This window comes from Winogradskyella sp. ABM4_392 (genome assembly GCF_056160445.1).
Map to the genome: position 1 here is coordinate 256,921 of NZ_JBSWXE010000001.1, position 24,038 is coordinate 280,958.

At 33.6% G+C, this 24,038-nt stretch carries 21 protein-coding genes; 11 read left to right on the forward strand and 10 right to left on the reverse strand.

The window, feature by feature from the left end; translation table 11 throughout:
• Positions 1 to 68: 68 nt before the first annotated feature.
• The 6 genes from ACXAFS_RS01030 (at position 69) to ACXAFS_RS01055 (ending at position 8,599) form a co-directional block, all read left to right on the forward strand.
• The gene (locus ACXAFS_RS01030; protein ID WP_475304715.1) at positions 69 to 296 is read left to right on the forward strand and encodes a FeoA family protein; all 228 of its coding nucleotides are present in this window, start codon (positions 69 to 71) and stop codon (positions 294 to 296) included.
• A complete protein-coding gene (feoB, locus tag ACXAFS_RS01035) occupies positions 289 to 2,388 on the forward strand; it encodes a ferrous iron transport protein B (RefSeq protein WP_475304716.1) in 2,100 nt (699 codons plus the stop codon). The genes ACXAFS_RS01030 and feoB overlap by 8 nt, the downstream gene beginning before the upstream one ends.
• Entirely contained in the window at positions 2,389 to 2,526 is a 138-nt protein-coding gene (locus ACXAFS_RS01040) for a FeoB-associated Cys-rich membrane protein (RefSeq protein WP_475304717.1), read from the forward strand. It begins immediately after the preceding gene.
• Between the two features lie 58 nt (positions 2,527 to 2,584).
• Positions 2,585 to 2,983 carry a hypothetical protein gene (locus tag ACXAFS_RS01045; RefSeq protein ID WP_475304718.1) on the forward strand — a complete coding sequence of 133 codons (399 nt, stop codon included), beginning with the start codon at positions 2,585 to 2,587 and terminating at the stop codon, positions 2,981 to 2,983.
• Positions 2,984 to 3,049: 66 nt separating this feature from the next.
• Positions 3,050 to 7,369 (forward strand): CusA/CzcA family heavy metal efflux RND transporter, encoded by a 4,320-nt coding sequence (locus tag ACXAFS_RS01050; protein WP_475304719.1) that lies wholly within the window; start codon positions 3,050 to 3,052, stop codon positions 7,367 to 7,369.
• 93 nt (positions 7,370 to 7,462) lie between these two features.
• A complete protein-coding gene (locus ACXAFS_RS01055) occupies positions 7,463 to 8,599 on the forward strand; it encodes an efflux RND transporter periplasmic adaptor subunit (RefSeq protein WP_475304720.1) in 1,137 nt (378 codons plus the stop codon).
• Between the two features lie 6 nt (positions 8,600 to 8,605).
• Here ACXAFS_RS01055 and ACXAFS_RS01060 read toward each other — a convergent pair whose 3' ends face one another.
• Together ACXAFS_RS01060 and ACXAFS_RS01065 are read right to left on the reverse strand one after the other, a co-directional pair.
• Entirely contained in the window at positions 8,606 to 9,427 is an 822-nt protein-coding gene (locus ACXAFS_RS01060) for a ZIP family metal transporter (protein ID WP_475304721.1), read from the reverse strand.
• Positions 9,428 to 9,472: 45 nt separating this feature from the next.
• Positions 9,473 to 10,129, reverse strand: a complete 657-nt coding sequence (locus ACXAFS_RS01065) for a metal-dependent transcriptional regulator (RefSeq protein ID WP_475304722.1) — start codon at positions 10,127 to 10,129, stop codon at positions 9,473 to 9,475.
• A gap of 100 nt (positions 10,130 to 10,229) precedes the next feature.
• On the opposite strand from ACXAFS_RS01065, the gene ACXAFS_RS01070 reads away from it, so the two are divergent.
• Positions 10,230 to 12,524, forward strand: a complete 2,295-nt coding sequence (locus ACXAFS_RS01070; protein WP_475304723.1) for a TonB-dependent receptor — start codon at positions 10,230 to 10,232, stop codon at positions 12,522 to 12,524.
• A 47-nt stretch (positions 12,525 to 12,571) separates the two neighbouring features.
• Here ACXAFS_RS01070 and ACXAFS_RS01075 read toward each other — a convergent pair whose 3' ends face one another.
• The 3 genes from ACXAFS_RS01075 to ACXAFS_RS01085 all read right to left on the reverse strand — a co-directional run bounded on the left by ACXAFS_RS01075 (position 12,572) and on the right by ACXAFS_RS01085 (position 16,017).
• The gene (locus tag ACXAFS_RS01075) at positions 12,572 to 14,572 is read right to left on the reverse strand and encodes an energy transducer TonB (RefSeq protein ID WP_475304724.1); all 2,001 of its coding nucleotides are present in this window, start codon (positions 14,570 to 14,572) and stop codon (positions 12,572 to 12,574) included.
• A 12-nt stretch (positions 14,573 to 14,584) separates the two neighbouring features.
• Complete coding sequence (locus ACXAFS_RS01080; RefSeq protein WP_475304725.1) at positions 14,585 to 15,127, reverse strand: RNA polymerase sigma factor; 543 nt, start codon at positions 15,125 to 15,127, stop codon at positions 14,585 to 14,587.
• A 95-nt stretch (positions 15,128 to 15,222) separates the two neighbouring features.
• A complete protein-coding gene (locus tag ACXAFS_RS01085) occupies positions 15,223 to 16,017 on the reverse strand; it encodes a TerB family tellurite resistance protein (RefSeq protein WP_475304727.1) in 795 nt (264 codons plus the stop codon).
• A gap of 207 nt (positions 16,018 to 16,224) precedes the next feature.
• Between ACXAFS_RS01085 and ACXAFS_RS01090 the strand changes: the two genes are divergently transcribed.
• The 3 genes from ACXAFS_RS01090 to ACXAFS_RS01100 all read left to right on the forward strand — a co-directional run bounded on the left by ACXAFS_RS01090 (position 16,225) and on the right by ACXAFS_RS01100 (position 18,178).
• Positions 16,225 to 16,635, forward strand: a complete 411-nt coding sequence (locus ACXAFS_RS01090) for a BrxA/BrxB family bacilliredoxin (RefSeq protein ID WP_475304728.1) — start codon at positions 16,225 to 16,227, stop codon at positions 16,633 to 16,635.
• A gap of 83 nt (positions 16,636 to 16,718) precedes the next feature.
• The gene (locus tag ACXAFS_RS01095; protein WP_475304729.1) at positions 16,719 to 17,456 is read left to right on the forward strand and encodes a lysophospholipid acyltransferase family protein; all 738 of its coding nucleotides are present in this window, start codon (positions 16,719 to 16,721) and stop codon (positions 17,454 to 17,456) included.
• 65 nt (positions 17,457 to 17,521) lie between these two features.
• Entirely contained in the window at positions 17,522 to 18,178 is a 657-nt protein-coding gene (locus ACXAFS_RS01100) for an HD domain-containing protein (protein WP_475304731.1), read from the forward strand.
• Between the two features lie 7 nt (positions 18,179 to 18,185).
• Here ACXAFS_RS01100 and ACXAFS_RS01105 read toward each other — a convergent pair whose 3' ends face one another.
• Entirely contained in the window at positions 18,186 to 19,058 is an 873-nt protein-coding gene (locus ACXAFS_RS01105; RefSeq protein ID WP_475304733.1) for an AraC family transcriptional regulator, read from the reverse strand.
• 210 nt (positions 19,059 to 19,268) lie between these two features.
• Between ACXAFS_RS01105 and ACXAFS_RS01110 the strand changes: the two genes are divergently transcribed.
• Positions 19,269 to 19,826 carry a hypothetical protein gene (locus ACXAFS_RS01110; protein ID WP_475304734.1) on the forward strand — a complete coding sequence of 186 codons (558 nt, stop codon included), beginning with the start codon at positions 19,269 to 19,271 and terminating at the stop codon, positions 19,824 to 19,826.
• Between the two features lie 69 nt (positions 19,827 to 19,895).
• Here the strand turns inward: ACXAFS_RS01110 and ACXAFS_RS01115 are convergent, their stop codons facing one another.
• The 4 genes from ACXAFS_RS01115 to ACXAFS_RS01130 all read right to left on the reverse strand — a co-directional run bounded on the left by ACXAFS_RS01115 (position 19,896) and on the right by ACXAFS_RS01130 (position 23,956).
• A complete protein-coding gene (locus tag ACXAFS_RS01115) occupies positions 19,896 to 20,969 on the reverse strand; it encodes a PA0069 family radical SAM protein (RefSeq protein WP_475304735.1) in 1,074 nt (357 codons plus the stop codon).
• A gap of 107 nt (positions 20,970 to 21,076) precedes the next feature.
• Positions 21,077 to 21,859 carry an enoyl-CoA hydratase/isomerase family protein gene (locus tag ACXAFS_RS01120; protein WP_475304736.1) on the reverse strand — a complete coding sequence of 261 codons (783 nt, stop codon included), beginning with the start codon at positions 21,857 to 21,859 and terminating at the stop codon, positions 21,077 to 21,079.
• Positions 21,860 to 21,912: 53 nt separating this feature from the next.
• On the reverse strand, positions 21,913 to 23,367 hold the full coding sequence (locus ACXAFS_RS01125) for a sensor histidine kinase (RefSeq protein ID WP_475304738.1): 1,455 nt from the start codon (positions 23,365 to 23,367) through the stop codon (positions 21,913 to 21,915).
• A gap of 40 nt (positions 23,368 to 23,407) precedes the next feature.
• Positions 23,408 to 23,956, reverse strand: coding sequence for a CopD family protein (locus tag ACXAFS_RS01130; protein ID WP_475304739.1), 549 nt, complete (start codon positions 23,954 to 23,956; stop codon positions 23,408 to 23,410).
• Positions 23,957 to 24,038: the final 82 nt, after the last annotated feature.

The following is a 24,038-nucleotide window of genomic DNA, read 5'->3' on the forward strand; positions in this document are numbered from 1 at the left end:
AAGCACTTTAAACACTTGAATATTTAGCTTACTTTTGCTTCTTTAAATTCAATCTAAATAAGGATAGCTTGACACTTGCAGATTTAAAACGCGGAGAACAAGGCATCATAAAAGATGTATCATCGATTCATATTCCATTAAAGTTATTAGAAATGGGATGTTTGCCTGGTAACACTGTTGAGCTGGTTCAAGTAGCTCCTTTTGCTGATCCTATGTACCTCAACATTAATGGTACACACCTTGCCTTAAGAAAAGAGACTGCAATACACATAGAAATAGAAATCGTCAATGGGTAAGCAGATCAACGTTGCGTTAATAGGAAATCCCAATACTGGTAAGACCTCAGTATTTAATGCTTTAACAGGTTTAAACCAAAAAGTTGGTAATTATCCTGGCATTACTGTCGAAAAAAAAGAAGGCATTTGCAAACTACCTCGTGGTGTTAAAGCACACATCATAGATTTACCCGGAACGTATAGCCTCAATGCTTCTTCTTTAGATGAGAATGTAGTTATTGAATTATTGCTTAATAAAAACGATAAAGATTTCCCAGATGTTGCTGTAGTAGTTAGCGATGTAGAGCATCTTAAACGAAATCTTTTACTCTTTACACAGATTAAAGATTTAGAAATACCAACCATTTTGGTCATTAACATGTCAGACCGAATGACTTACAAAGGTATTTCCTTAGACATCCCTTATTTAGAAAAGCAACTGAATACCAAAATTGCACTTGTAAGCACCAGAAAAAACAACGGGATTTCTGAACTAAAAGAACTAATCACCAATTTTAAAGAGCTTTCTACCGAACCTTGCATGAATGCATCTTCAATAGATGAAGCTTATTTTAACAATCTCAGAAAAGCATTTCCTAATCAGTTACTATATAAATTGTGGTTGGTAATTACGCAAGATGTCAACTTTGGTAAAACTGACAGAAAAACTATTGATGACGTTAGCAACTTTAAGACAAAAACCAAAGCCGATTTAAAACGTCTTCAACAAAAAGAAACAATTAAACGCTATCAGTTTATAAACGACACCCTTAAAAAAGGGCAAACAATTGACTTAAAATCTGCTAAAGATTTAAGAATTAAACTCGATAGAATTTTAACGCACAAGGTTTGGGGTTATTTGATATTTGGAATAATCTTACTTACTATTTTTCAGGCAATTTACGATTGGTCTAGTGTACCAATGGATTTTATAGATGAATCGTTTGCCGCTCTAAGTGAGTGGACTAAGAGCGTTTTACCGCAAGGAGCTTTTACCAATTTGTTGGCAGAAGGTATCATTCCTGGTTTGGGTGGTATCGTTATTTTTATACCTCAAATAGCCTTTTTATTTCTCTTTATTTCAATCTTAGAAGAAAGTGGGTATATGAGTCGTGTTGTTTTCCTAATGGATCGCATTATGCGTCGTTTTGGGCTTAGCGGAAAAAGTGTTGTGCCTCTAATTTCTGGTACTGCTTGTGCCATTCCTGCAATTATGGCCACACGTAATATTGAAAGTTGGAAAGAACGTCTTATTACCATTTTGGTAACACCTTTTACAACATGTTCTGCTAGGCTACCTGTGTATCTTATAATCATTGCATTAGTAATTCCTGAAGGCAGAATTTTAGGTCTCAGTTATCAGGCATTGACATTAATGCTCTTGTATTTAATTGGTTTTGGTGCTGCAGTTGGATCTGCTTGGATACTCAACAAAGTATTAAAAATTAGAAGCAAAACCTTTTTTGTGGTAGAAATGCCTAATTACAAAGTACCATTGGTGAAAAACGTTGCACTTACTGTTTTAGAAAAAACAAAAGCCTTTGTGTTCGGTGCTGGTAAAATCATCTTAGCTATTTCGATAATTTTATGGTTTTTAGCCTCTTATGGACCAGGAGACGATTTTAATAATGCTGAAGAAATTGTAACAGAGCAATATGCTTCTAACAATTTTTCGGATGAAGAATTACAACAAAAAATAGCATCTCATAAATTAGAACATTCCTTTATTGGTATCACAGGAAGAGCAATAGAACCAGCTATTAGACCTTTAGGTTATGACTGGAAAATTGGTATCGCCATAGTATCATCATTTGCAGCACGCGAAGTATTTGTTGGTACTCTTGCAACCATTTACAGTGTAGGTAGTGATGAAGAAGAGACTATAAAAAACCGAATGGCTGGCGAAGTAAATCCTATTCTTGGTGGACCATTATTTAATTTTGCCTCAGGTATTTCCTTACTGTTATTTTACGCCTTTGCAATGCAGTGTATGAGTACGCTTGCCATTGTTAAACGCGAAACCAATTCGTGGAAATGGCCATTGTATCAATTAGTAGTAATGAGTGTTTTTGCTTATATTGTAGCATTGGTTGCATTCCAAATATTAAAGTAGATGAATGATATTATTCAAAACATACTAGTTTTCTCGGCACTTCTGGTTTCTTTGGGATTTCTAATCAGAAAATTCATCTGGAAACCTAAAAAAGCATCAAACAAATCTTGTGACTCTGATGGTTGTGGGTGCAACTAATCTACCATAACTGACATATATCAAATTTTCTTTTTAAAAATTCACTAACTTTGTTTTTGTGAATAAACTGATTTCCATACTATTATCAAGTTTTATACTTATACAGAGTTTTCAAATAAGTATAGATGATATCATGCAATTAGATGAACTCATTGAGCATGCTCAGTTTCACAAACAAGAGTATGGTGATAATTTCTTTGTGTTTCTTTCTAAACATTATGGCGAATTAAAGGCCGAGCATACAGAGCACAATCATAAAGAGCAAAGTGACCATGAACAACTGCCGTTTCAATGTCAAGGTCAGCATGTTTCGCTTTTAGCTATTGTTCAATCGCCTTTTCAACCTTCATCAGATACTTTTGAAACAACTTCAAATACCGAAGCTAACTTTCACTATCTAAATCTATACGCTTCCATAAGCGACACACAACTCTTACAGCCACCACGGCAAGCATAATTCATTCTAAAATTCTTCCTGTTTATAACCTATAATCAGGCACGTTTCAATTTTATTTTATGAACTATGTTAGAACACATTATTAGGTTAAGCTTAAAGAATAAGCTTATCGTCTTCCTGTTAACAGCATTTATTATTGGTTTCGGAATTTTCTCTTTAACTCAAATTCCTATTGGCGCTGTACCAGATATAACCAACAACCAAGTACAAGTCATCACCACATCTCGTAACTTATCTACGCAAGATGTTGAGCAATTTATTACCTATCCTGTAGAGCTAGAAATGGCTAATTTACCAGGTGTTGAAGAAATCCGTTCGGTTTCTAAATTTGGACTTTCGGTAGTCACCATTGTTTTTAAAGATGAAATGGGCACATATCTACCAAGACAATTAATTGCAGAGAAAATAAAGTCTGCTTCAGAGTCCATTCCTAACGGTTTTGGCTCGCCAGAAATGGGACCAATTACCACTGGTTTGGGCGAAATATACCAATACATTTTAGATGTAAAACCTGGTTATGAAGACCAATATTCCATTACCGATTTGCGCACCATCCAAGACTGGATTGTAAAACGACAACTCTCTGGTATTCCTGGTGTAGTAGAGGTTAATACTTGGGGCGGATTTTTAAAGCAATACGAAGTTGCCATTAACCCAAACAAGCTAAATGCTATGAATATTTCGGTGTCCGAAATCTACGACGCATTAGAAAAAAACAATAGTGTTGCTGGTGGTGGTTATATCGAAAAAACTGATGAAGCCTATTTTATTCGTGGCGAAGGTTTGGTTAAAAACCTTGAAGATATTGAGCAAATCGTAGTCAAAAATGAAGGCGCGCCAATTTATATTAAAGATGTTGCCAAAGTAGGTTTTGGAAGTGCCACACGTTTTGGTGCTATTACTGGTAATGGCGAAGGCGAAAAAGTGCTTGGGCAAATTATGATGCTAAAAGACGGAAACTCTAAAGCCATTATCGACGCTGTGAAAACGCGCGTAAAAAGTATTGAAAAAAGTTTACCAGAAGGTGTTTACATCAACGGATTTTTAGAACGTAGTGAACTGATTGGCAAAACGACCTTTACTGTATCCGAAAATTTAATTTTAGGCTCACTCATTGTCATATTCGTTGTAGTGTTATTGCTTGGCAATTTGCGTTCAGGTTTGGTAGTTGCGTCTGTTATTCCGTTGAGTTTATTATTTGCTATTTCAATGATGAATATTTTTGGTGTAGATGCCAATTTAATGAGTCTTGGCGCGATAGATTTCGGGATTATTATTGATGGCGCAGTGATTATTGTCGAGTTTATTGCTTTTAGAATTATTACCGAAAGTGAAAAACTAAAATTACTCACAAAAGAAGCAAAACAGTCAGAAATCGATCAAATTACGTTAAAAAGTGCCTCAAAAATGATGAATTCTGCCATTTTTGGACAATTAATCATCTTAATAGTCTTTATTCCAATTTTATCATTAAGTGGTGTAGAAGGCAAAATGTTTAAGCCAATGGCGTTGACATTCAGTTTTGCGTTAGTTGGTGCAATGTTACTTTGTCTAACATACGTTCCCGTAGTGTCTTCTTTATTTTTGAAACCTAAAGCACCAAGTGAAAATAATATTTCTGTTAGATTAATGAAAGTGCTTAACTCTTGGTACAAACCATCTATACACTGGGCTTTAAACCATAAAAAAATAGTGATTGGTTTAGCAGGAATCTTACTAGCTTTTAGTGTCTTTTTATTTAGCAGAATGGGTGGTGAATTTATTCCAACTTTAGATGAAGGTGACTTCGTAATTCAACCTGTTTTAAAGACAGGAACATCGCTTGGAAAAACCATCGAAATTACCACCAAAATCGAAAAAACACTGTTAGAAAATTTTCCTGAAGTTGATCAAGTAGTTAGTCGTATTGGTGCTGCCGAAGTCCCAACAGACCCAATGTCTATGGAAGAAAGTGATGTGATTATAAAACTGAAACCAAAAGATGAATGGGTAAGCGCAGAAAGCAAGGACGAATTAGCCGATAAATTTAAGGAAGCACTAAGCATTATTCCAGGTATGGAAGTGGAATTTACACAACCTATTGAAATGCGTTTTAACGAGTTAATTACAGGTGTTAGAGCCGATGTTGCTATTAAAATTTTTGGTGAAGATTTATCCATTTTAGCCAATAAAGCAGACGAAGTCAAAGAATTAATTAAAGATGTTGAAGGCGCTTCAGATATCATCATTGAAAAAGTTGAAGGTTTACCACAGATGAGTGTGTCTTTCAACCGAAGTAAAATTGCGCGCTACGGACTTAATATTTCAGATGTTAATCAAGTGATTTCAATGGGATTTGCTGGCGGTACTGTTGGTCAAGTTTTTGAAGGCGAAAAGCGTTTTGATTTAGTGATGCGTTTAGACCAAAACAATAGAAAAAATTTAGCCAGTCTTCAAAATTTATATGTCGATACACCAAGTGGAACAAAAATTCCGCTTAGCGAATTAGCAGAAATCACATACACCATTGGACCTGCAAAAATTTCAAGAGACGACACAAAACGTCGCATTGTGGTTGGTATAAATGTTCGCAATAGGGATTTGCAATCAGTTGTAGACGATGTAAGAAGCATAATTGACAATCAACTCAAATTACCTGTTGGTTACAACATAACTTATGGTGGGCAGTTTGAAAACTTACAAAGCGCCAAAGCACGACTCTCTGTAGCTGTACCAATTGCTTTAGTTTTAATTTTTGTCTTACTCTATTTTGCGTTTGGCTCTGCTAAAGAAGCATTATTAGTTTATACAGCAATTCCGCTAGCTGCAGTTGGTGGTGTACTATTATTATGGTTACGAGATTTGCCATTTAGCATCTCTGCTGGTGTTGGTTTTATTGCACTTTTTGGTATTGCAGTACTTAACGGTATTGTCCTTATTGAGCATTTTAAGGAACTAAAAGCACAAGGCATTACCAACATAGAAGAGCGTATTAAACGTGGTGCTACAGACCGTTTACGCCCAGTACTGCTTACCGCATCTGCTGCTGCTTTAGGCTTTTTGCCTATGGCAATTTCGACATCTGCTGGTGCCGAAGTACAACGTCCGTTAGCAACTGTAGTCATTGGTGGATTAATCACTGCAACTATACTGACCCTACTTGTTTTACCAGTGTTATACGCCTGGTTTGAAACTAAAAAAGATATAAAAATGAATAAAACAGCAATCGTTAGCGTAATTGGTTTCTTTTTTATGCTGAATGCTAATGCTCAGCATCCATTAACTATTGAAGAAACTTTAATGTTAGCAATAGAGAATAATGCCAGCTTAAAAGCTTCAAATCTTAAGGTAGACGAAAGTAATGCCTTAATAGGAAGTGCTTTTAGTTTTGATAAAACGTCTATATATTACAGTTATGACGAAAATAATTTAGCCATCAATAACCAACCATTAAAGGTATTTGGTATTGCTCAAGATTTTAAGTTTCCAACAGTTTATTTTGCTGATAAAAAGGTGAATAAAGCAAAAGCTAGTTTAGAAGAAACACATTATAATCTTCGTTTTGAGCAATTACAAAAAGCTGTTTATGCCTACTATTATCAATTAAGTTATGCTAAAAACAAGGCGAAAACCTACAGATATTTAGATAGTTTATATCAAGATTTTGCGAGTAAATCAAAACGTCGTTTTGAACTTGGCGAAACTAATTATTTAGAGATGATAACCGCCAAATCCAAACAAAAAAAGCTAGAAACCTTGTACAAACAAGCTTTAAAAGAAGTTTCGTTTTCCAAAGAACAACTCAAAAGTGTCGTGCAAGTTGATAGTTTAGAGATTGTTGACCAACCGCTTGAACAATTACAAATTGAATCGATTTCAACACAAAACAATGTTGGTTTACAGTACTTTGAACAAGCGAAAAATTATCAAAACGCTATCTATCAACAAGAAAAACAAAACCTATTACCAGACATTAGTGTAGAGTATTTTCAAGGTACAAACGACCAATTAAACACCAATATAAAAGGGTATCAATTAGGGTTGAAAATTCCGTTGTTATTTTCTGGTAATGCTTCAAAAATAAAAGCTTCAAAAATTGCTAAAGACATTATTACAGAGCAACAACAAGATCACAAAACCAAGTTAAACACTAAGTATAATGCGCTTTTGGCGACTTTAGCGCAATACGAAGAAGCTGTAAACTACTATAATAATGAAGGTGAAGACCTTAAAAATCAAATTATAAAAACCGCAAACCGTACGTTTAAAGAAGGTGAAATTGACTTTTTTCAATACATACAAAGTCTTGAAACCGCTAGCGAAATTGAATTATCGTACCTAGAAAATTTAAACGCTTACAATCAAACCGTAATACAAATTAACCATCTTACTCTAAATATCAACTAAAATGAAAGCCCATAATGGGCATTTGACAAATAAAGACCAACAACTTTAGAAAAGTAAATAACTGAACCAATGGTTCTTGAAAATTTTAAACCTATGAAAAACATATATACATTTCTTTTTTCGCTTTTATTTTTAGCCTGCGGAAATAAAGAAAACAACACAGAAACGGTTGAAAACACAGCAACCAAAAACAATGTGATATTGGTAACTAAAGCTCAATTTGAAAGTGAACAAATGGTTTTAGATAGTTTGAAAACACTTGATTTTTCAACAGGAATTAATGTTACCGGAATGATAGACGTACCACCAAAAAACAAATCTAGCATCAGTACTTTTGTTGGTGGATATATTTCTAACACACCTCTTTTAATTGGCGACCAGGTTAAAAAAGGACAACTTTTGGTAAGTTTAAAAAATCCTGAGTATGTAGAAATTCAGCAAAACTATTTAGAAATAGCTGAGCAACTCAATTATCTAAAAGCTGAATTCAACAGACAAAAAACACTTTTTGATGAGGAAATTACTTCAGAAAAAAACTATCTAAAAGCGCAAAGCACTTACAAAAGTAGTTTGGCCACTTACAACGGACTAAAGAAAAAATTACAAATGATGAATATAAGTCCTACAGCTGTAGAGCAAGGACGTATAACCTCAACTATAAATTTATACGCACCAATTAACGGAAACGTAACGAAGGTAAACGTTAGTAATGGCGCTTATGTTTCTCCAAACAATGTGATTTTAGAAATCGTGGATATAGACCATATTCATTTAGAATTATCTGCTTTTGAAAAAGACATTATGCGCATCAAAAAAGGTCAAAAAATTCGGTTTAAAATTCCTGAAGCTTCAGAAAAAACTTTTGAAGCAGATGTACATTTAGTCGGCACAACCATTGATGAAACTACTAGACGTGTTAAGGTTCATGGGCACGTAGATAAAGATTTAGCTAATTTTATTGTCGGAATGTTTGTAGAAGCTAATATCATTACGGACAGTAAAAAAGGGATTGGTTTGCCAAACGAAGCGATTATTGAAGAAGGTAAAAGCAAATATGTACTAGTTCTAGACGAAGTAACTACTGACAATTACCAATTTAAAAAGCTAAAAGTCAATACAGGCCAACAGGACGAAAACGCTACAGAAATTTTAAATCCTGAAGCTTTTCAAAACAAGCAAATATTAGTTAATGGGATTGGGATGTTGCTGGAAACACCAACTGAAGAGTGAGTCTCTTTACCCAAGACCTACATCTAAAGTCATCATAATAATAAAGCCACCAATAAAGCCAAGTGTGGCTAAATCAGTATACTTATCACGTTGGGTTTCAGGTATGACTTCCTCAACTACAACAAAAATCATTGCTCCTGCAGCAAAGGCTAAAGCATAAGGCAAAATAGGTTGAAAGAATGTAACAGCAACTGCACCACAAACGGCAGCAACAGGTTCTACAATGGCAGAAAGTTGTCCGTACCAAAAACTTTTAAATTTGCTAACTCCGTGACGTCGTAATGGCATAGATACCGCTAATCCTTCTGGGAAATTTTGAATACCAATACCCAAAGCTAAAGCTACTGCACCACCAATAGTGGCTTCTGGTATACCAGCAGCAACACCACCAAACAGCACACCTACCGCCAAGCCTTCAGGAATATTATGCAAGGCTATTGCCAAAACCAAAAGTGTTGTTCGTCTCCAAGGTGTCTTTACACCTTCCTTTTCTTCTTCTTTAAAATTAATGTGTAAATGAGGTAGTAACTTATCTAATCCAAAAATAAAGAGTGCTCCAAGTGAAAAACCAACAACAGCTGGAATAACCTTTACAAAGCCTTCACCTTCGCTCATTTCTATTCCTGGCGCTAATAAACTCCAAAAACTTGCGGCTACCATAACTCCACCTGTAAATCCTAACATTGCATCCAAGAGTGCCCTATTCATTCCTTTAAAAAAGAACACCAATGATGCGCCTGCAGCAGTAACAATCCAAGTAAAAAGCGAAGCGTATAAAGCTCCTAAAACAGGATCAATAGTTTCAAAATAATGTATAATACTTTCCATTTGTTGTTTGATTAATTGGTTTAATTAGTAGTTACTATTATTTGTCTAATGTGCTTTTACATAAATATTGTTTGTAATGGACTTAGACATTACCATTTCTTTCTTATTAATTTTTAAAGTCATAGACTGATCGAATTCTTCTTTATCCTTAACTTCTATCTCAGTGCCAATACCTATTTTATGCTTATCAAGATACTTTAAAAATTCACTTGAAGAGTCTAGCACTCCAACACAAGTATAGGTTTTGTCTATTTGCGCAATAGACAAAACAATCTTCGCTGTACGTTGTATTTGTCCATTCTTATCTGGAATAGGATCTCCGTGAGGATCGTGGCTAGGAAATTTTAAAAAAGCATCTAACTCATTAATCAGTTTTTGTGACTTAATGTGCTCTAATTGCTCTGCCACATCATGAACTTCATCCCAAGAAAAATTCAATTTATCTACCAAAAAAACTTCCCAAAGTCTATGCTTACGGATAATATCTGCTGCAGTTAATTTTCCTTCTTTGGTAAGATTAACCCCTTTATATTTTATATAAGTAATGAGGTTTTTTTCAGCTAATTTCTTAAGCATATCTGTTACTGAAGAAGCTTTTGTCTCAATCTTTTCAGCAATAGCATTGGTGCTTACTGCGTTTCCTTCTCTACTTTCTAGATGAAATATTGTTTTGAGATAATTCTCTTCTGATAATGTAATCATAAGCTTTAAAACTTTATACAAATATACTCATAATTTTATTTAAGTAAATATTTTTTTAGTCTTGTCTAAATTTTATTTTACCTTTGTTTCAAATTTTGTTATGGTGTATCGAATACTAATTGTTTTTCTTATTGTTTTTCAACTCGTAAATGGTCAAACTACATTTAAGATAACAGGAAAAGTAACATCTGATAACGAGCCTATTACCTATGCAAATGTTTATTTAGAAACTACGTCTTATGGTACTAGTACAGATGCTAACGGATATTATGAAATTAAGAATATTCCATCAGACAGTTATACAATTGTGGTTTCAATGACTGGTTATATTACCCAACGTAAGACCATTAAAATTGAAGAAAATTCAACATTTAATTTTGACCTTGAAACTGAATCTTTAGATGAAGTTGTTATTACAGGTACCCGAACCTTTAAACGAAAAACAAATTCGGCTGTCATTGTAAATATTCTTAACAGTGAAAATTTAAACACATTGCAGGCGTGTAATCTTTCTGAAGGCTTAAAATTTCAGCCTGGATTACGAGTAGAAACCGATTGCCAAACCTGTAATTATACACAGTTAAGAATAAACGGACTTGGTGGTGGCTATTCTCAAATTTTGATTAATGGCAGACCTATTTTTAGCCCATTAACTGGTCTTTATGGATTAGAGCAAATTCCTGTAAACATGATAGAGCGTATAGAAACCATTCGTGGTGGAGGCTCTTCGCTTTATGGTTCTAGTGCTATTGGTGGCGTGGTTAATGTGATTACCAAAGTCCCTAAAACCAATAATTTTGATGTAAGCTATACCTATCAGAACATTAACGGAAAAACGGATGACCACATTGTATCCGGTAATGCAACCGTAGTTTCAAAATCTGAAAATGCTGGTGTTTCATTGTTTATAAACAATCGTAATCGCGATTTCTACGACCATAATGATGATAATTTTTCGGAATTAACCACATTAAGGAACACGTCTCTAGGTGCTAATTTCTTCTTCTTACCTTCAGAAAATCAAAAGCTTGAAGCCAGCTTTAGCAAACTCAATGAGTATCGTTATGGTGGCGAAATGGTAGACCAACCAGCATATTTAACCCAACAAGCAGAAGGAAGAACTCACGATGTTCTTATGGGTAGTGTAGACTATCAACTAAATTTCAACAATGACAATAGTTCTTTTATATCTTATTTTGGTGCTCAGCAAACAGACAGAGACCATTATACAGGTATTTTTCCGGATGATGAAACCGAAATAGATACACATATTTCTAATCCACCATACGGAACTTCAAAAACTGTGACTTTGCAAGGTGGGATTCAATTAAACCATAGGTTGAAAGACTTTTTGAATGGCACCAATGTGTTTACTGTTGGTACAGAATATTTAGTTGACGATGTATTAGATGTGATAGACTCATACAATTACAAAATTGACCAAACCACAAAAAATCTTGGTACATTTTTTCAAAGTGATTGGGAAATTACACCAAAGCTAAATCTACTTTCTGGTTTTAGAGTAGACAGCAATAATTTGGTAGATAATTTAATCTTTAGCCCTAGGTTTTCTCTTCTGTACAAGTCTGAGTCTAACTTACAATTAAGAGCTACTTGGAGTACAGGTTTTAGGGCACCACAAGCTTTTGATACCGATTTGCATATTGCTTTTGCAGGTGGAGGTGTCTCTAGAATCTCTTTAGATGATGACTTAAAGCAAGAACGTTCTAATAGTTTCAGTGCCTCAATTAATTACGATAAATCAAGTGAAAAGTTTATTGCTGGTTTTACACTCGAAGGGTTTTACACTAAACTCGATGATGCTTTTTACCTCAACCCAATTGGTGAAGATGAGTTTGGACAGCTTTTTGAAAAGCAAAATGGTGATGCTGCTTTTGTGCAAGGTATCACACTCGAAGCAAGAGCAAACTATAACAAAAAAATGCAATTAGAAGCTGGTTTTACCATTCAAAAAAGTGAATTTAATACTGCTGTAGAAACTATTGAAGGTCTAAACCCTAGGCGAGAATTCTTAAGAACACCTAATCATTATGGATTCGCAACCTTAAGCTTTATGCCTAATGATAGATTTAATAGCAACCTAAATTACGTCTATACAGGAAATATGCTAATTGCTCATTTTGCAGGTGCGCCAGAACAGCTGATTAATGAATACAAAACCACACCTTCTTTCCACGAGTTTAGCTGGAGAAATAGTTATAAATTTTATCTCAAAAATCTCGACACTTCATTAGAATTTTTTGGTGGCATTAAAAATATATTTAACGCCTATCAAAATGACTTTGACACTGGTAAAAACAGAGACAGCAACTACGTTTACGGACCTGGTATACCTAGAACATTTTTTATTGGGTTAAGGATTTTATCTATTTAGAGTTGTATTCTTACAACCTATAAACAATACTTTCATGACATCCTTATTTAAAAATTAGAGTTAAGTTTTATGAGCTCCTTTTTCAGTTCGCTTAACGACACCTCTTTAAAATCAATATTTTGTTCTTCTGAAGTTGCTTGTGTTTTGAACTCTTTAAGACCTAAAAATATTTTATCACCCTTTTTCTTTATACCTAGTAGAATAACCTCTTCGTTAACAGGTACTAAACCGAAATCATAAAATCCGTTTGATGCTCTACTTGGCAGAATTGAGCTTATCGACTTAAAAATCAACTTTACATTGGCATCTTCAGCATTACTAATGTTAATGTTATATTTAATCTTACTTTTTCTGCTATTTATAAAACGGTCGCAATTAATCCAGCCTAGCTGTGTTGTTGAAAGCGTATAACGCTCAATGTCAGATTTACTAATTTCTGAAATGGGTTTTGCCTCAATTTCTTTTTGAACTTTTTTTCTATTTCCTATGATTAATGCAGAGTCTCTTTGAAAAGTTATTCCAGAATTTCTGGCAGTACTAATTGAATTTTCATCACCTAATATTCTATAGGCTATAGGAAAACGGTATTTAACAGTAACATACCTACTATTTTTTTTGCCAGGAACTACTTTTGGAAACAATTCTAAAACTCTTATTGCTTCTGCAGCAAGCGCATCATACTTAGATCTGGCTTCTATTTTACCTATGTTTCCTCTTCTATCAATTTCAAAAGATACGTATATGTTTTCTTTAGTTGTTAGGTTTAGCCTCTCGCCTATTTCGTAATTAAATTTTCTAGCTACAAACTTTGTTATTTCTTCATTAAAACATTGCTTTAATTGTTCATTATCTCCTGGCTCGCAATTAGGATGTCGAGGCACTACATCTAAAAGCTCAAAGCTTGAATAGCTGTCAGTATTCTCATAGTATTCACTAGACAAACTAACTTCTTGTGATGTACTTTTAAATTGACCTGTGATAATCTCTGTAGATTCTGGCAAAATCCAATTCATCACTCCATCAGTTTTCAATCCATTAAAAAGTTGCATATTCTTTTTACCATTGTTATTAAACACAATTTCTAATTCTTTACCTGGTTTTAATTTTAAATTAGAATTGTTCTTCTTGGCTTCTATGTACAACATGCCTCCTGTTTCGAGAATTTGGTCATGAGATTTTGTACTTAAATCTGCTAAGAGTACATCTGAGAGTTTATAATACTCCGTAACTTCTAAGCTAACATTTCCTGTCACCTCTTTTTGAGTTTTAGAATTGATAAAAGCATTGGCAGGTATTGAAATTTCGGTGCCTTCTTTTAAGGTGACTTTATAATCTTCACCAGAATTAAAAGATACTATTTCTGCTTCCTTTTTAGTTGAATTGAAAAAAGATTCCGTGTTTTTGGAAACTGGTTTGACAGCTTTATCAGTCTTACTTTCTTTCTGAACATTTTGCTGTACTTTTTCTATCTCTATTAAAAGATTTGGATTGATAACAATGGTGTCGTTTTCCTTTTTAAAATCATCATTTTCTGGAAATGCTAATTTGAATTCTTCTATCGTATAACTACCAATTACTTCTTTTATAATGGTATCTTTTACAATTTCAACTCCTCCAAAAGCTTTGGTTCTTTCTTCAAGAACAATCTGCTTTTTATAATATTTAACTGCAATATATTTTGGGATAGAATCTTCTAAAGTTTTATTTAAAACTGAATCCTTAACAACTTCTAAAGAGGTGTTGTTATTACTTTGTTGTTCTCTGCTTTGGGAATTAAAAAATAAACTGTATCCTAGTATTGAAATTATAATCAATAGAGCAAATCCACCAATATATTTTAGCCATTTACTTATGAGGTAGTTATTCTTCGAACTTTTTATTTCTTCAAGTAATTCTACACGCTCAATCCCTTTTATAATTGTTTGGTGTTCCTCAAAAAACTCATAGAATGTTGCATCTGTTTTAAGTCTGTTTTCAAAAGCCAATCTTTCAGTTTCAGAAAGGCTATTATTTAAATACGTGTTGATTAAATATATATCTTTTTCCATAGTATTTCCGAATTAAGATTGAACAGTTTTTGATTGAGTTCTGTAGATGTCTTTTGCCTTTTGCAAACATTTGTATTTTTGGTTTTTTGCGACTTTTTCGCTTTTAAATCGCATTTGCTCTGCAATAACCTTAAAGGTCATTTTCTTTACATAAAACCATTGTAGTAACTGTTGACATCGTTCTCCTAATTCGCGAAACGCTTTTTCTGCCGACTTATATTTTTGCTCTTCTAAAACAGCATCAAATATTGAAACGTCGTCACTTTGTAAATTGTGTAGTTCTTGTTTGGTAAATTTTCTTTGAGTGTCTTTCCAAACAAATCGAGATACTGAGTAGAGATAAGTGTAAAATGAAGATGTGAGTTTAAAATCTGACTTTTCCAGATTTCTATTAAGAATGATTAACGCTTCCTGAAAAACATCATTAGCGTCTGCTTTTGTCCCATTGTTGGACAGAATGAGTTTTTCGATACGTGGATAGAGTTTGTACAACTCCCTAAACGCTTTTTCGCGTTTACCATTTTTAAACAATGCCATTATTTTGTCGTCGCTCATAAGAGTGGTTTATTTATTAATGGCGTTTTGCTTAAAAGGTCACCTAGTTATTTTTGTTTTTTCTGCCTACCGAACACTTTATACTGTTTACTAATCTATTTAAACCCTCTCTCTTTCTGAATATGTTCGTAAGCCTTTTGAACCTGTCTAAATTTTTCTTCTGCACCTTCTTGATGCTCTTTTCCTAAGTGCCCAACACGATCTGGATGATATTTCTTTGCCATTTTACGATAAGCTTTTTTAATAGCGTCATCAGAGGCATTTTTATCTACTTCTAGAATTTTGTAAGCGTTGTTAGTTTCATCATAAAACATCGCTTTGATGCTTTCAAAATCTTTTCTGCTAATACCTAAATAGCCAGACATGGTGTAGATTTGTTTAATCTCTACCTCAGCTACATGACCATCTGACTTTGCAATACCAAATAAAAAGTGAAGTAATTGTAAGCGCGAAGCATGATCCATCATTTGCTTAATCTGTAAGCATACTTGACGCATAGATATATTTTGCTTGGAAATACGCTTAAACAACTCAAACGCATGATTAGCGCGTTCTTTGCCATACATGTTTCTAAATTGCTGACGCACAAAATCTAGTTCTCTTTGGTCTTGTTTACCATCAGCTTTGATGATAATTGATGCTAAAATTAACAAACTAACCTCAAAATCTCCAGATTGTGTTTGTGGTTTTTGATCTCTACGTGTTTGTTTTGGTCGCTGACGATATGGATCACGATTACGGTTTCTACCTGTTTGACGTTCTCCTAATAAAGGGGTTCCATTATCAGATAAATTATCTATAAAACTCCCTAAAGCCACTCCTATTATAGCACCTATTGGGCCTCCAAAAGACCAACCAATAGCGCCTCCAATCCATTTTGCAAAACTCATTTATAACTATAGATTTTATGAATGTGTAAATCTGCTAACACTTTTTTTATACTTTTTTAAAAAATTTATAAGCAGATTCACGAGGTCAAAAATATAACCATTTTATTATACCGAGTAAATATACTATTAGTTAGTGTATTACTGATATTAATTGTTACACATTTGGTATCTTTGCACTTTAAATTTGATAATTAAAAAGAATAAAATATGTATCCAGCAGAATTAGTAAAACCAATGCGCGAAGATTTAACCAATGTTGGTTTTGAAGAATTACATACAACTGAAGCTGTAGATAAAGCTTTAGCTAAAGAAGGTACAACATTAGTCGTTGTAAATTCGGTTTGTGGATGTGCAGCAGCAAATGCAAGACCTGGTGCTCGTATGAGCTTGGAAAATGCAAAACGCCCAGACAATTTAGTTACTGTATTTGCAGGTGTAGACAGAGAAGCTACTGATAAGGCCAGAGAATATATGATACCTTTTCCACCAAGTTCGCCAAGTATGGCACTATTTAAAGATGGTGAATTGGTACACATGTTAGAGCGTCACCACATAGAAGGTCGTCCTGCGGAATTAATAGCAGAAAACCTTATGGATGCTTACAATGAGCATTGTTAGAAAACAAAACACTTTAAAACAATAACCACGAATAGTTTCGTGGTTTTTTTTGTGCTTAATAGGCATTGATTTACTTTTGTGGTATGCAAAAAATTTTGGCTTATCCTATTACGATTTTATACTTCATTTGCTTTGGATTAACCTTAGTAATATTTCATCCTATACAATGGTTTTGTAAAAATGTGTTTGGATACAAAGCTCATAAAATCAGTGTAGATTGGCTTCAGTTTTTTATTATGCGTAGCCTAAATGTATTAGGCACAACCTTTTCTTTTACCAATCCTTACAAAATTGAAAAAGGTGTCCCATTAATTATCGTTTCTAACCACCAAAGTATGTACGACATACCTCCATTAATTTGGTATTTGCGAAAACATCACGTAAAGTTTATAAGCAAAAAAGAATTAGGCAAAGGCATCCCTAGCGTGTCCTATAATTTACGTCATGGAGGTTCTGTACTTATAGACAGAAAAGATGCCTTAGGCTCCATAAAAGCAATAGAAAATTTTGCAAAACGCATAGAAAAGAACAAATGGGCTGCAGTTATTTTTCCTGAAGGCACAAGAAGTAGAGACGGAAAGCCAAAACCTTTTAAAACCAAAGGTTTACTTACTATGATAAAATATGCGCCAAATGCATTAATTGTTCCAATTACCATTAATAACTCATGGAAAACACTTAGATATGGTAAGTTTCCTATGGGTTTAGGTGCTCGTATTTCTTTTTTGGTACATCAACCAATACAAGCTAATAAGTATGAAGATAAGCTTGAACTAATTAATATTGTTGAAGCTCAAATTAAAAGTAGTATTGAGTCATAGAAGCCCTTATAGGCATTTGGCAATCAAAGGGCATATTATAACAGTTGATTTTTAAATCTAAATAGATGGAAAAACAAAGCTTAATAGAAGCTACAAAAGACTTTGTAAAAAAGGAACTTGAACATGCTGAAGGCGGTCACGATTGGTTTCACACACTTCGTGTTTACAATAATACCAAACTCATTTCAAAAAAAGAAGATGTAGATCTTTTGATAGTTGAACTAGCTGCTTTACTCCATGATATTGCAGACCCAAAATTTTATGATGGAGATGAAACAATAGGCCCAAGAAAAGCTAGTGAATTTCTATTAAAGCATAATGTAGATAGTGCAGTTATTGAGCATGTGACCCAAATTATTGAGAACATGTCTTTTAAAAATTCTTTTGATTTGGATGTCTCCTTTAACTCCAGAGAAATGGAAGTTGTACAAGATGCTGATAGATTAGACGCTATTGGCGCTATTGGTATTGCTCGCTGTTTTAATTATGGTGGATTTAAAAACAGAGCTCTGTATAATCCTGATATTTCACCAAATCTTAATATGACTAAAGCCGAATACAAAGCAGCAGAAGCACCAACTATAAATCACTTCTACGAAAAATTATTGTTGCTTAAAGACCAAATGAATACCAAAACCGGAAAGCGAATTGCTTCAGACAGACATAAGTTTATGGAAGACTATCTAAAGCAGTTTTATGCTGAGTGGAACGGAGAACAATAAAACTCTTTTACTGAACAATTAACTTTACCTCACTCCTATACTTTGAGGCACTTTTCCCTGTAAATTCTTTAAACAATTTATTGAAATGTGAGAAGTTATTAAAACCACACTCAAAACTAATATCTGTTATACTCATTTGGCTTTCTGTAAGTAATTTGGTAGCATGTACAACTCTATATTCATTTACAAGTTTGGTAAATGTTTTTCCTGTTACTTTTTTGAAATATCTACAAAAAGCAGGAACCGTCATACTCACCTTATCTGCTATTTCATCTAGACTTATGTGTTCTTTAAAATTTTCGTTTATGTGCTTAAAAATCGTATCTATTTTTGCGCTGTCTTGTGGTTCTGTTTCAAACCTATAACCGTCTGCATTCAATATAGTATAGTCCTCTGCCTTGGCTAGACTATGTAAAACCTCAAGTAGAATAAGAATTTTTTTAAAACCTTCCTTTTCAGACAGCTTTTCAATTTTTTTACCAAGCTTTTGTTTAGTAGGAATACCAAAAAGAATTCCACTCTTGGCGCGCTCAAATAAATTATTGATTTTTTCCATTTCTGGAATATTGAAGAAGTGCTCTCCTAAAAACTCTGGCTTAAACTGAACAATGGTTTCCGTACCATAAACAGTAAGTCTGTCTGTAAAACCATTATGCGGTAAATTAGATCCAATAAGTAAAAGCTGGCTATTATTAAAATACGACAAATGATTACCTATATGTCGCTTTCCCTTTCCTTTATTGACGTAAACCAATTCTATTTCTGGATGAAAATGCCAAAATGGTTTCTTTTCACCTACATATGCTCCATGCTTAATAACTTTCATAGAGCTTCCAAACTCTGGACTAATTTTTTCTAGTATAGGTTTTCTTGTACTCACTGCTAATATTTTAGTACAAAGTTACTGTATTAAAAAAATCAAACATATATAAAATTACCACTATTATATACTATTTTAACCATATACCTACTTAAAATTTTATTTTGGGTTAATTTTACATATAAATATGCCAAAATTGTTGTTTTCAGCTACCTCCTATCATAATACATTTGTAGTGTTAATTCAGTTTAACCTTAAAAAAGGAAAAAGATGAAAACATTAATTAAAAGTATTTTGGTAGTAGCAGTGATGTTGGGAACATACACAAGCTATGCAAGCGAGACCTTAAAGGATTTACCAACATTTAAATTTGTAAATGAAGGGCATAATCTTTCTGTAACTAATGATTCGGGTGAAGTTATTTTTAGTGGTCGTATTAAGCATAACGGAAATCTAGTTAGGCTTTTTGATTTTAGCCAACTAAGCAATGGAATATATACTGTAGAAATCAGTAAAGATTTTGAAATTGAAGTTGTTGATTTACAAGTAACTAACAAGAGTGTTAAAATCTTAAATGACACCCAGACAAAAATTTATAAACCAGTTATAAGATCTGAAGAGGGTTTACTTATCGTTTCAAAAATTGGTTTAGACACTAATGAAATGGACGTAGAACTTTACTTTGAAGATGAGTTAATTCATACAGAAAATGTTGAGGGAAAAGACGTCTTAAACAGAGTTTATAAATTAGACAGCACCATCTCAGGTGATTATACTGCTGTCATTAAATCTAATGGCAGAGTGTACACTAAGAATTTTAGGATATAAATTTTGATTGTTTATATATTAGTTATTTTTTTACTTCGGAAGTGGGCATAAAGCCCACTTTTGTTTTTTTTAGAATAGTTTCATTTGACCATCTTTATATTGCTCATGTAAATTAGTATTTAGCTTAGGCATAGATTTATCTTTAAAATATCTTAACCTTGCTAAAGCAATAAGATCATTAATTTGTTTTGCTATTTGTCCTTCACCTCGCATTCTCACTCCATATCTGCTTTCGTTAAGAGTTCCTCCATGACAATTTTGAATTTGATGCAAAACCTTATCTGCTCTATCTGGTAGTGTTTTTCTAATCCAATCTGTAAAAATCTCACCAATCGCTCCGTTTAATCGCACAATAGTATGCGCAATACTCAGTGCGCCAGCTTCTGATACTGCCTTTGCCATTGGAAGAATTTCGTGACTGTTTATTGAAGGGATTATTGGAGCTAACATCACATTTACAGGAATTCCGTTATCGCTAAGTTCTTTTACTGTTTGTAATCGCCTTTTTATAGTTGCGGTACGTGGTTCTAAAATACGTCTCGTTTTCTCTGATAATGATGTTATTGATATATTTACAGCAATTAAATTATTTTTAGCAAGTGCTTTTAAAAGTTCTATATCTCTTAGTATAAGCGCATTTTTTGTGATTATTGCTACAGGATGTTTATACTTTAAAAAGACCTCTAGGCATTGTTTTGTTAACTGAAACTTTTGTTCTGCTGGTTGGTAACAATCAGTATTCCCAGACATTACAATAGTATGTGCTCTCCAACTTTTCTTTTTTAAGAGACTCTCTAAGAGTTTTGGCGCATCCTTTTTAACCAGGATTCGTCGTTCAAAATCTAAACCTGCACTAAAACCCCAAAATTCATGACTATTACGGGCATAACAATAGATGCAACCATGTTCACAACCTTGGTACATATTCATTGAATAAGCCATACCAACATCTGGACTTGTAACCTTGTTAACTATGGTCTTAGGAAAGACATTGAGATACTGCGTCTTGTTTTTATCTGCTATTTCACCTTCTTTATGACAAAACTCTAAGAAATCATCACGCATTTCATGAGACAACTCAAAAAAACGATTGTGAACATTTTTTTGAGCTCCACGACCTTTAACGACTTCTTTATTAAACATATTTAAATTTTATTTGTAAAAATACAAACAAAACTAAATCAAAACAACAAACATATGTTTAATTTATTAACATCTAAAGATGTTATACCTAAAAAAGTTGCAACTATTTATTTCCCTGGAAAATCAGCCTTACGTTTTTCTAAAAATGCTGTTGTACCTTCGGTAAAATCGTCAGTACCAAAACAATCTCCAAAGGCTTTAATTTCTACTTCATATCCATTAATTCCATCTTTATAATTGGCATTTACAGCTTTAATGGCTTCAGATATGGCAACGGAAGAATTGCGCATTATTTTACTAGCTATACTTTCACAAAACTCTAATAACCCTTCTTGTTCAACAACATGGTTTACCAAACCAAAACTCAAAGCATGATTAGCATCTATCATCCCAGCTGTCATTATCATTTCCATAGCTCTACCCTTACCTACTAATTGTGGTAATCTTTGGGTACCTCCATATCCAGGAATTACTCCCAAAGATGTTTCTGGTAAACCCATTCTGGCATTGGTACTAGCAACTCTAAAATGGCAAGCCATTGCTAATTCTAATCCACCACCTAAAGCAAAACCATTAACGGCTGCAATTACTGGAGTGCCTAAATTTTCAACAAAATCGAATAGAAGTTTTTGTCCTTGTGCCGCTAATCTTCCACCCTCTGTAACATTGAAATCTGCAAACTCACTAATGTCTGCACCTGCAACAAATGCTTTTTCACCACTACCAGTAATAATAATTACTTTTGTGTCTGCATCTTTATTAGCTTCATCAAAAGCCTCGTGTAGCTCTTGGATGGTTTCTTTATTTAAAGCATTTAGTTTTTTGGGCCTGTTGATGGTAATGGTGGTTATACCATTTTGGTAATCGGATAGTATGTTGTTAAAAGACATAATGTTTTATTGATTTAATCTATGAATCGTTAAACAAATTCGGAATGAAAAATTTACTCTTTAGGAAAAGACACAGTAAACAATGTACCTTCTCCTTCTTGAGATGTAAAGGTAATACTTCCTTTAAAGGTTTCCACAATATTTTTCACCATTGCCAACCCTAAGCCCATTCCACTTGATTTTGTGGTGAATTTAGGCTCAAATATTTTTGATTTCGTCTCTTCTGTAATTCCTGTTCCATTATCTTCAACAGTGATGTTAACATTACCTTCAACAGAAAAAACTTTGACTTTTATAGTTGGGTTTTCTGTATCTTCTGGAATAGCTTGTATAGAATTTTTTACCAAATTGGTAACTACCCTAATAAGTTGTGTTCGGTCGAATTTGGCTATAATTTCTTCCGCATCAGCTTCAAAAGAAATGTAATCTTCATTAAAAATATCTAATGCCAACTTAACGATATGTACTACATTAAGATTTTCTGATTTTTGAGCAGGCATCTTAGCAAAGTTTGAAAATGCCGAAGCAATAGAACTCATAGTGTCAATCTGCTGAATAAGTGTATTACTATACTCATCTACTTTTTGATGAATATTCTCATCATTAGGATCAAACTTGCGCTGAAAGCTTTGCACACTCAATCGCATTGGAGTTAAAGGGTTTTTAATCTCGTGTGCTACTTGCTTTGCCATTTCTCTCCAAGCTTGTTCGCGCTCACTTGTGGCCAATTTCACAGCACTAGCTTCAAGCTCGTCAATCATACTATTGTATGAGTTTACGAGCGTTTCTATCTCTTCGCTAGTAGATTCTACCTGTATTTTTTTATTGCGCTTTTCAAGTCTGGTTTCATTCATTTTATCACTAATAGTCTTTAGTGATTTTGTAATATATTTTGAAATAAAATACGCAAACACAATTGCCGCTAGTATCATGGCCAAATACGCATAACCTAAACGCATTAAAAACTCATTCAACTCCTTATTTAAAAAGTCGTCATTTTCTAAATAAGGTAAATTGAGTATAGCTAGGTTTTTAAATTTCTTATCGGTTATATAAGAATATGATGATTGAAAAACCTCACCATTTTCCTCTTGTTTAATAACATAACGATGCTCTGCAGTATTGGATAAGGCGTTTAGGATTTCTGCATCTAAGCACTGTTCTGTAGTGTCTCTCTGTATTGTACGTTTAGAACTTTTTAGCAGTTCGCCTTCTAAATCATATAAATTAATCTGAAGGTTGTGTATAGCGTCAATATCAAAAATTGCGTCTTTAAATATTAACGGAATATTCTCTGTTGTAACAGGATAAGTCGTTTCTTGTATGGTGAACTCGATACTTTTCCTAATTGCCTTTTCTTTTCGTTCTAAGCGTTCTCTGTGATAATCTCTAGCTTCTTCGTTATACTGATATATTGTTACCGCAGCAATCAATACAGATGCTAATAACACCAAGAGTATCATAGCAATAAATATTCGAGATCGTAAAGAGAGTTTTTTAATCTTCATCAGCTTATTAATGGACTAAATATAGCAATAATCAAGCCAATTAGGCATCTGGGTTTTTTTCGCGTATGCGTTTATAAAGTTTAAATCCTAACATTATAAGTATCCCAAGAACTACGATACCAACAACACCAAAAATCCAATTAATGGTACTTTTTAAAATGACCAAAAAGACTACTGCAAAAAGAATAAAGGTTGCTCCTTCATTCCATATTCTCATAAAATTTGAAGTTACTTTTACTTCATCATTTTGAAGTTGCTTATAGTAAATATGAGTTTTGAAGTGGTAAATAAATAGTAAAACTACAAAGGCTAATTTTACATGCATCCATCCTTGCTGAAACCAACTAGGCATTAAAATCATTAGCCAAATCGCAAATAACGTTGCAAGAATTGCTGATGGCCAAGTAATAATAAACCACAAGCGCTTCGCCATAAGCTTTAGCTGCTTTCCTAGAATTTCCTTTTCTGGTGATGGTTTATGAAACGCTTCTATTTGATATACAAACAATCTCGGAATGTAAAACAAACCTGCAAACCAAGTGATAACAAAAATGAGATGTAGTGATTTTATGTAATTGTAGTATTCCATAGATTTATTTTGTCACCCTGAACTCGTTTCAAGGTCTATCTTATTTTTTTATTAGATGCTGAAAATAAATTCAGCATGACAA

Excerpts from the sequence above, each read along its gene's own strand:
- feoB (WP_475304716.1), top strand. The coding sequence starts at position 289 with ATGGGTAAGCAGATCAACGTTGCGTTAATAGGAAATCCCAATACTGGT.
- ACXAFS_RS01040 (WP_475304717.1), top strand. The coding sequence starts at position 2,389 with ATGAATGATATTATTCAAAACATACTAGTTTTCTCGGCACTTCTGGTT.
- ACXAFS_RS01050 (WP_475304719.1), top strand. The coding sequence starts at position 3,050 with ATGTTAGAACACATTATTAGGTTAAGCTTAAAGAATAAGCTTATCGTC.
- ACXAFS_RS01055 (WP_475304720.1), top strand. The coding sequence starts at position 7,463 with ATGAAAAACATATATACATTTCTTTTTTCGCTTTTATTTTTAGCCTGC.
- ACXAFS_RS01060 (WP_475304721.1), bottom strand. The coding sequence starts at position 9,427 with ATGGAAAGTATTATACATTATTTTGAAACTATTGATCCTGTTTTAGGA.
- ACXAFS_RS01065 (WP_475304722.1), bottom strand. The coding sequence starts at position 10,129 with ATGATTACATTATCAGAAGAGAATTATCTCAAAACAATATTTCATCTA.
- ACXAFS_RS01070 (WP_475304723.1), top strand. The coding sequence starts at position 10,230 with ATGGTGTATCGAATACTAATTGTTTTTCTTATTGTTTTTCAACTCGTA.
- ACXAFS_RS01075 (WP_475304724.1), bottom strand. The coding sequence starts at position 14,572 with ATGGAAAAAGATATATATTTAATCAACACGTATTTAAATAATAGCCTT.
- ACXAFS_RS01080 (WP_475304725.1), bottom strand. The coding sequence starts at position 15,127 with ATGAGCGACGACAAAATAATGGCATTGTTTAAAAATGGTAAACGCGAA.
- ACXAFS_RS01085 (WP_475304727.1), bottom strand. The coding sequence starts at position 16,017 with ATGAGTTTTGCAAAATGGATTGGAGGCGCTATTGGTTGGTCTTTTGGA.
- ACXAFS_RS01090 (WP_475304728.1), top strand. The coding sequence starts at position 16,225 with ATGTATCCAGCAGAATTAGTAAAACCAATGCGCGAAGATTTAACCAAT.
- ACXAFS_RS01095 (WP_475304729.1), top strand. The coding sequence starts at position 16,719 with ATGCAAAAAATTTTGGCTTATCCTATTACGATTTTATACTTCATTTGC.
- ACXAFS_RS01100 (WP_475304731.1), top strand. The coding sequence starts at position 17,522 with ATGGAAAAACAAAGCTTAATAGAAGCTACAAAAGACTTTGTAAAAAAG.
- ACXAFS_RS01110 (WP_475304734.1), top strand. The coding sequence starts at position 19,269 with ATGAAAACATTAATTAAAAGTATTTTGGTAGTAGCAGTGATGTTGGGA.
- ACXAFS_RS01115 (WP_475304735.1), bottom strand. The coding sequence starts at position 20,969 with ATGTTTAATAAAGAAGTCGTTAAAGGTCGTGGAGCTCAAAAAAATGTT.
- ACXAFS_RS01120 (WP_475304736.1), bottom strand. The coding sequence starts at position 21,859 with ATGTCTTTTAACAACATACTATCCGATTACCAAAATGGTATAACCACC.
- ACXAFS_RS01125 (WP_475304738.1), bottom strand. The coding sequence starts at position 23,367 with ATGAAGATTAAAAAACTCTCTTTACGATCTCGAATATTTATTGCTATG.
- ACXAFS_RS01130 (WP_475304739.1), bottom strand. The coding sequence starts at position 23,956 with ATGGAATACTACAATTACATAAAATCACTACATCTCATTTTTGTTATC.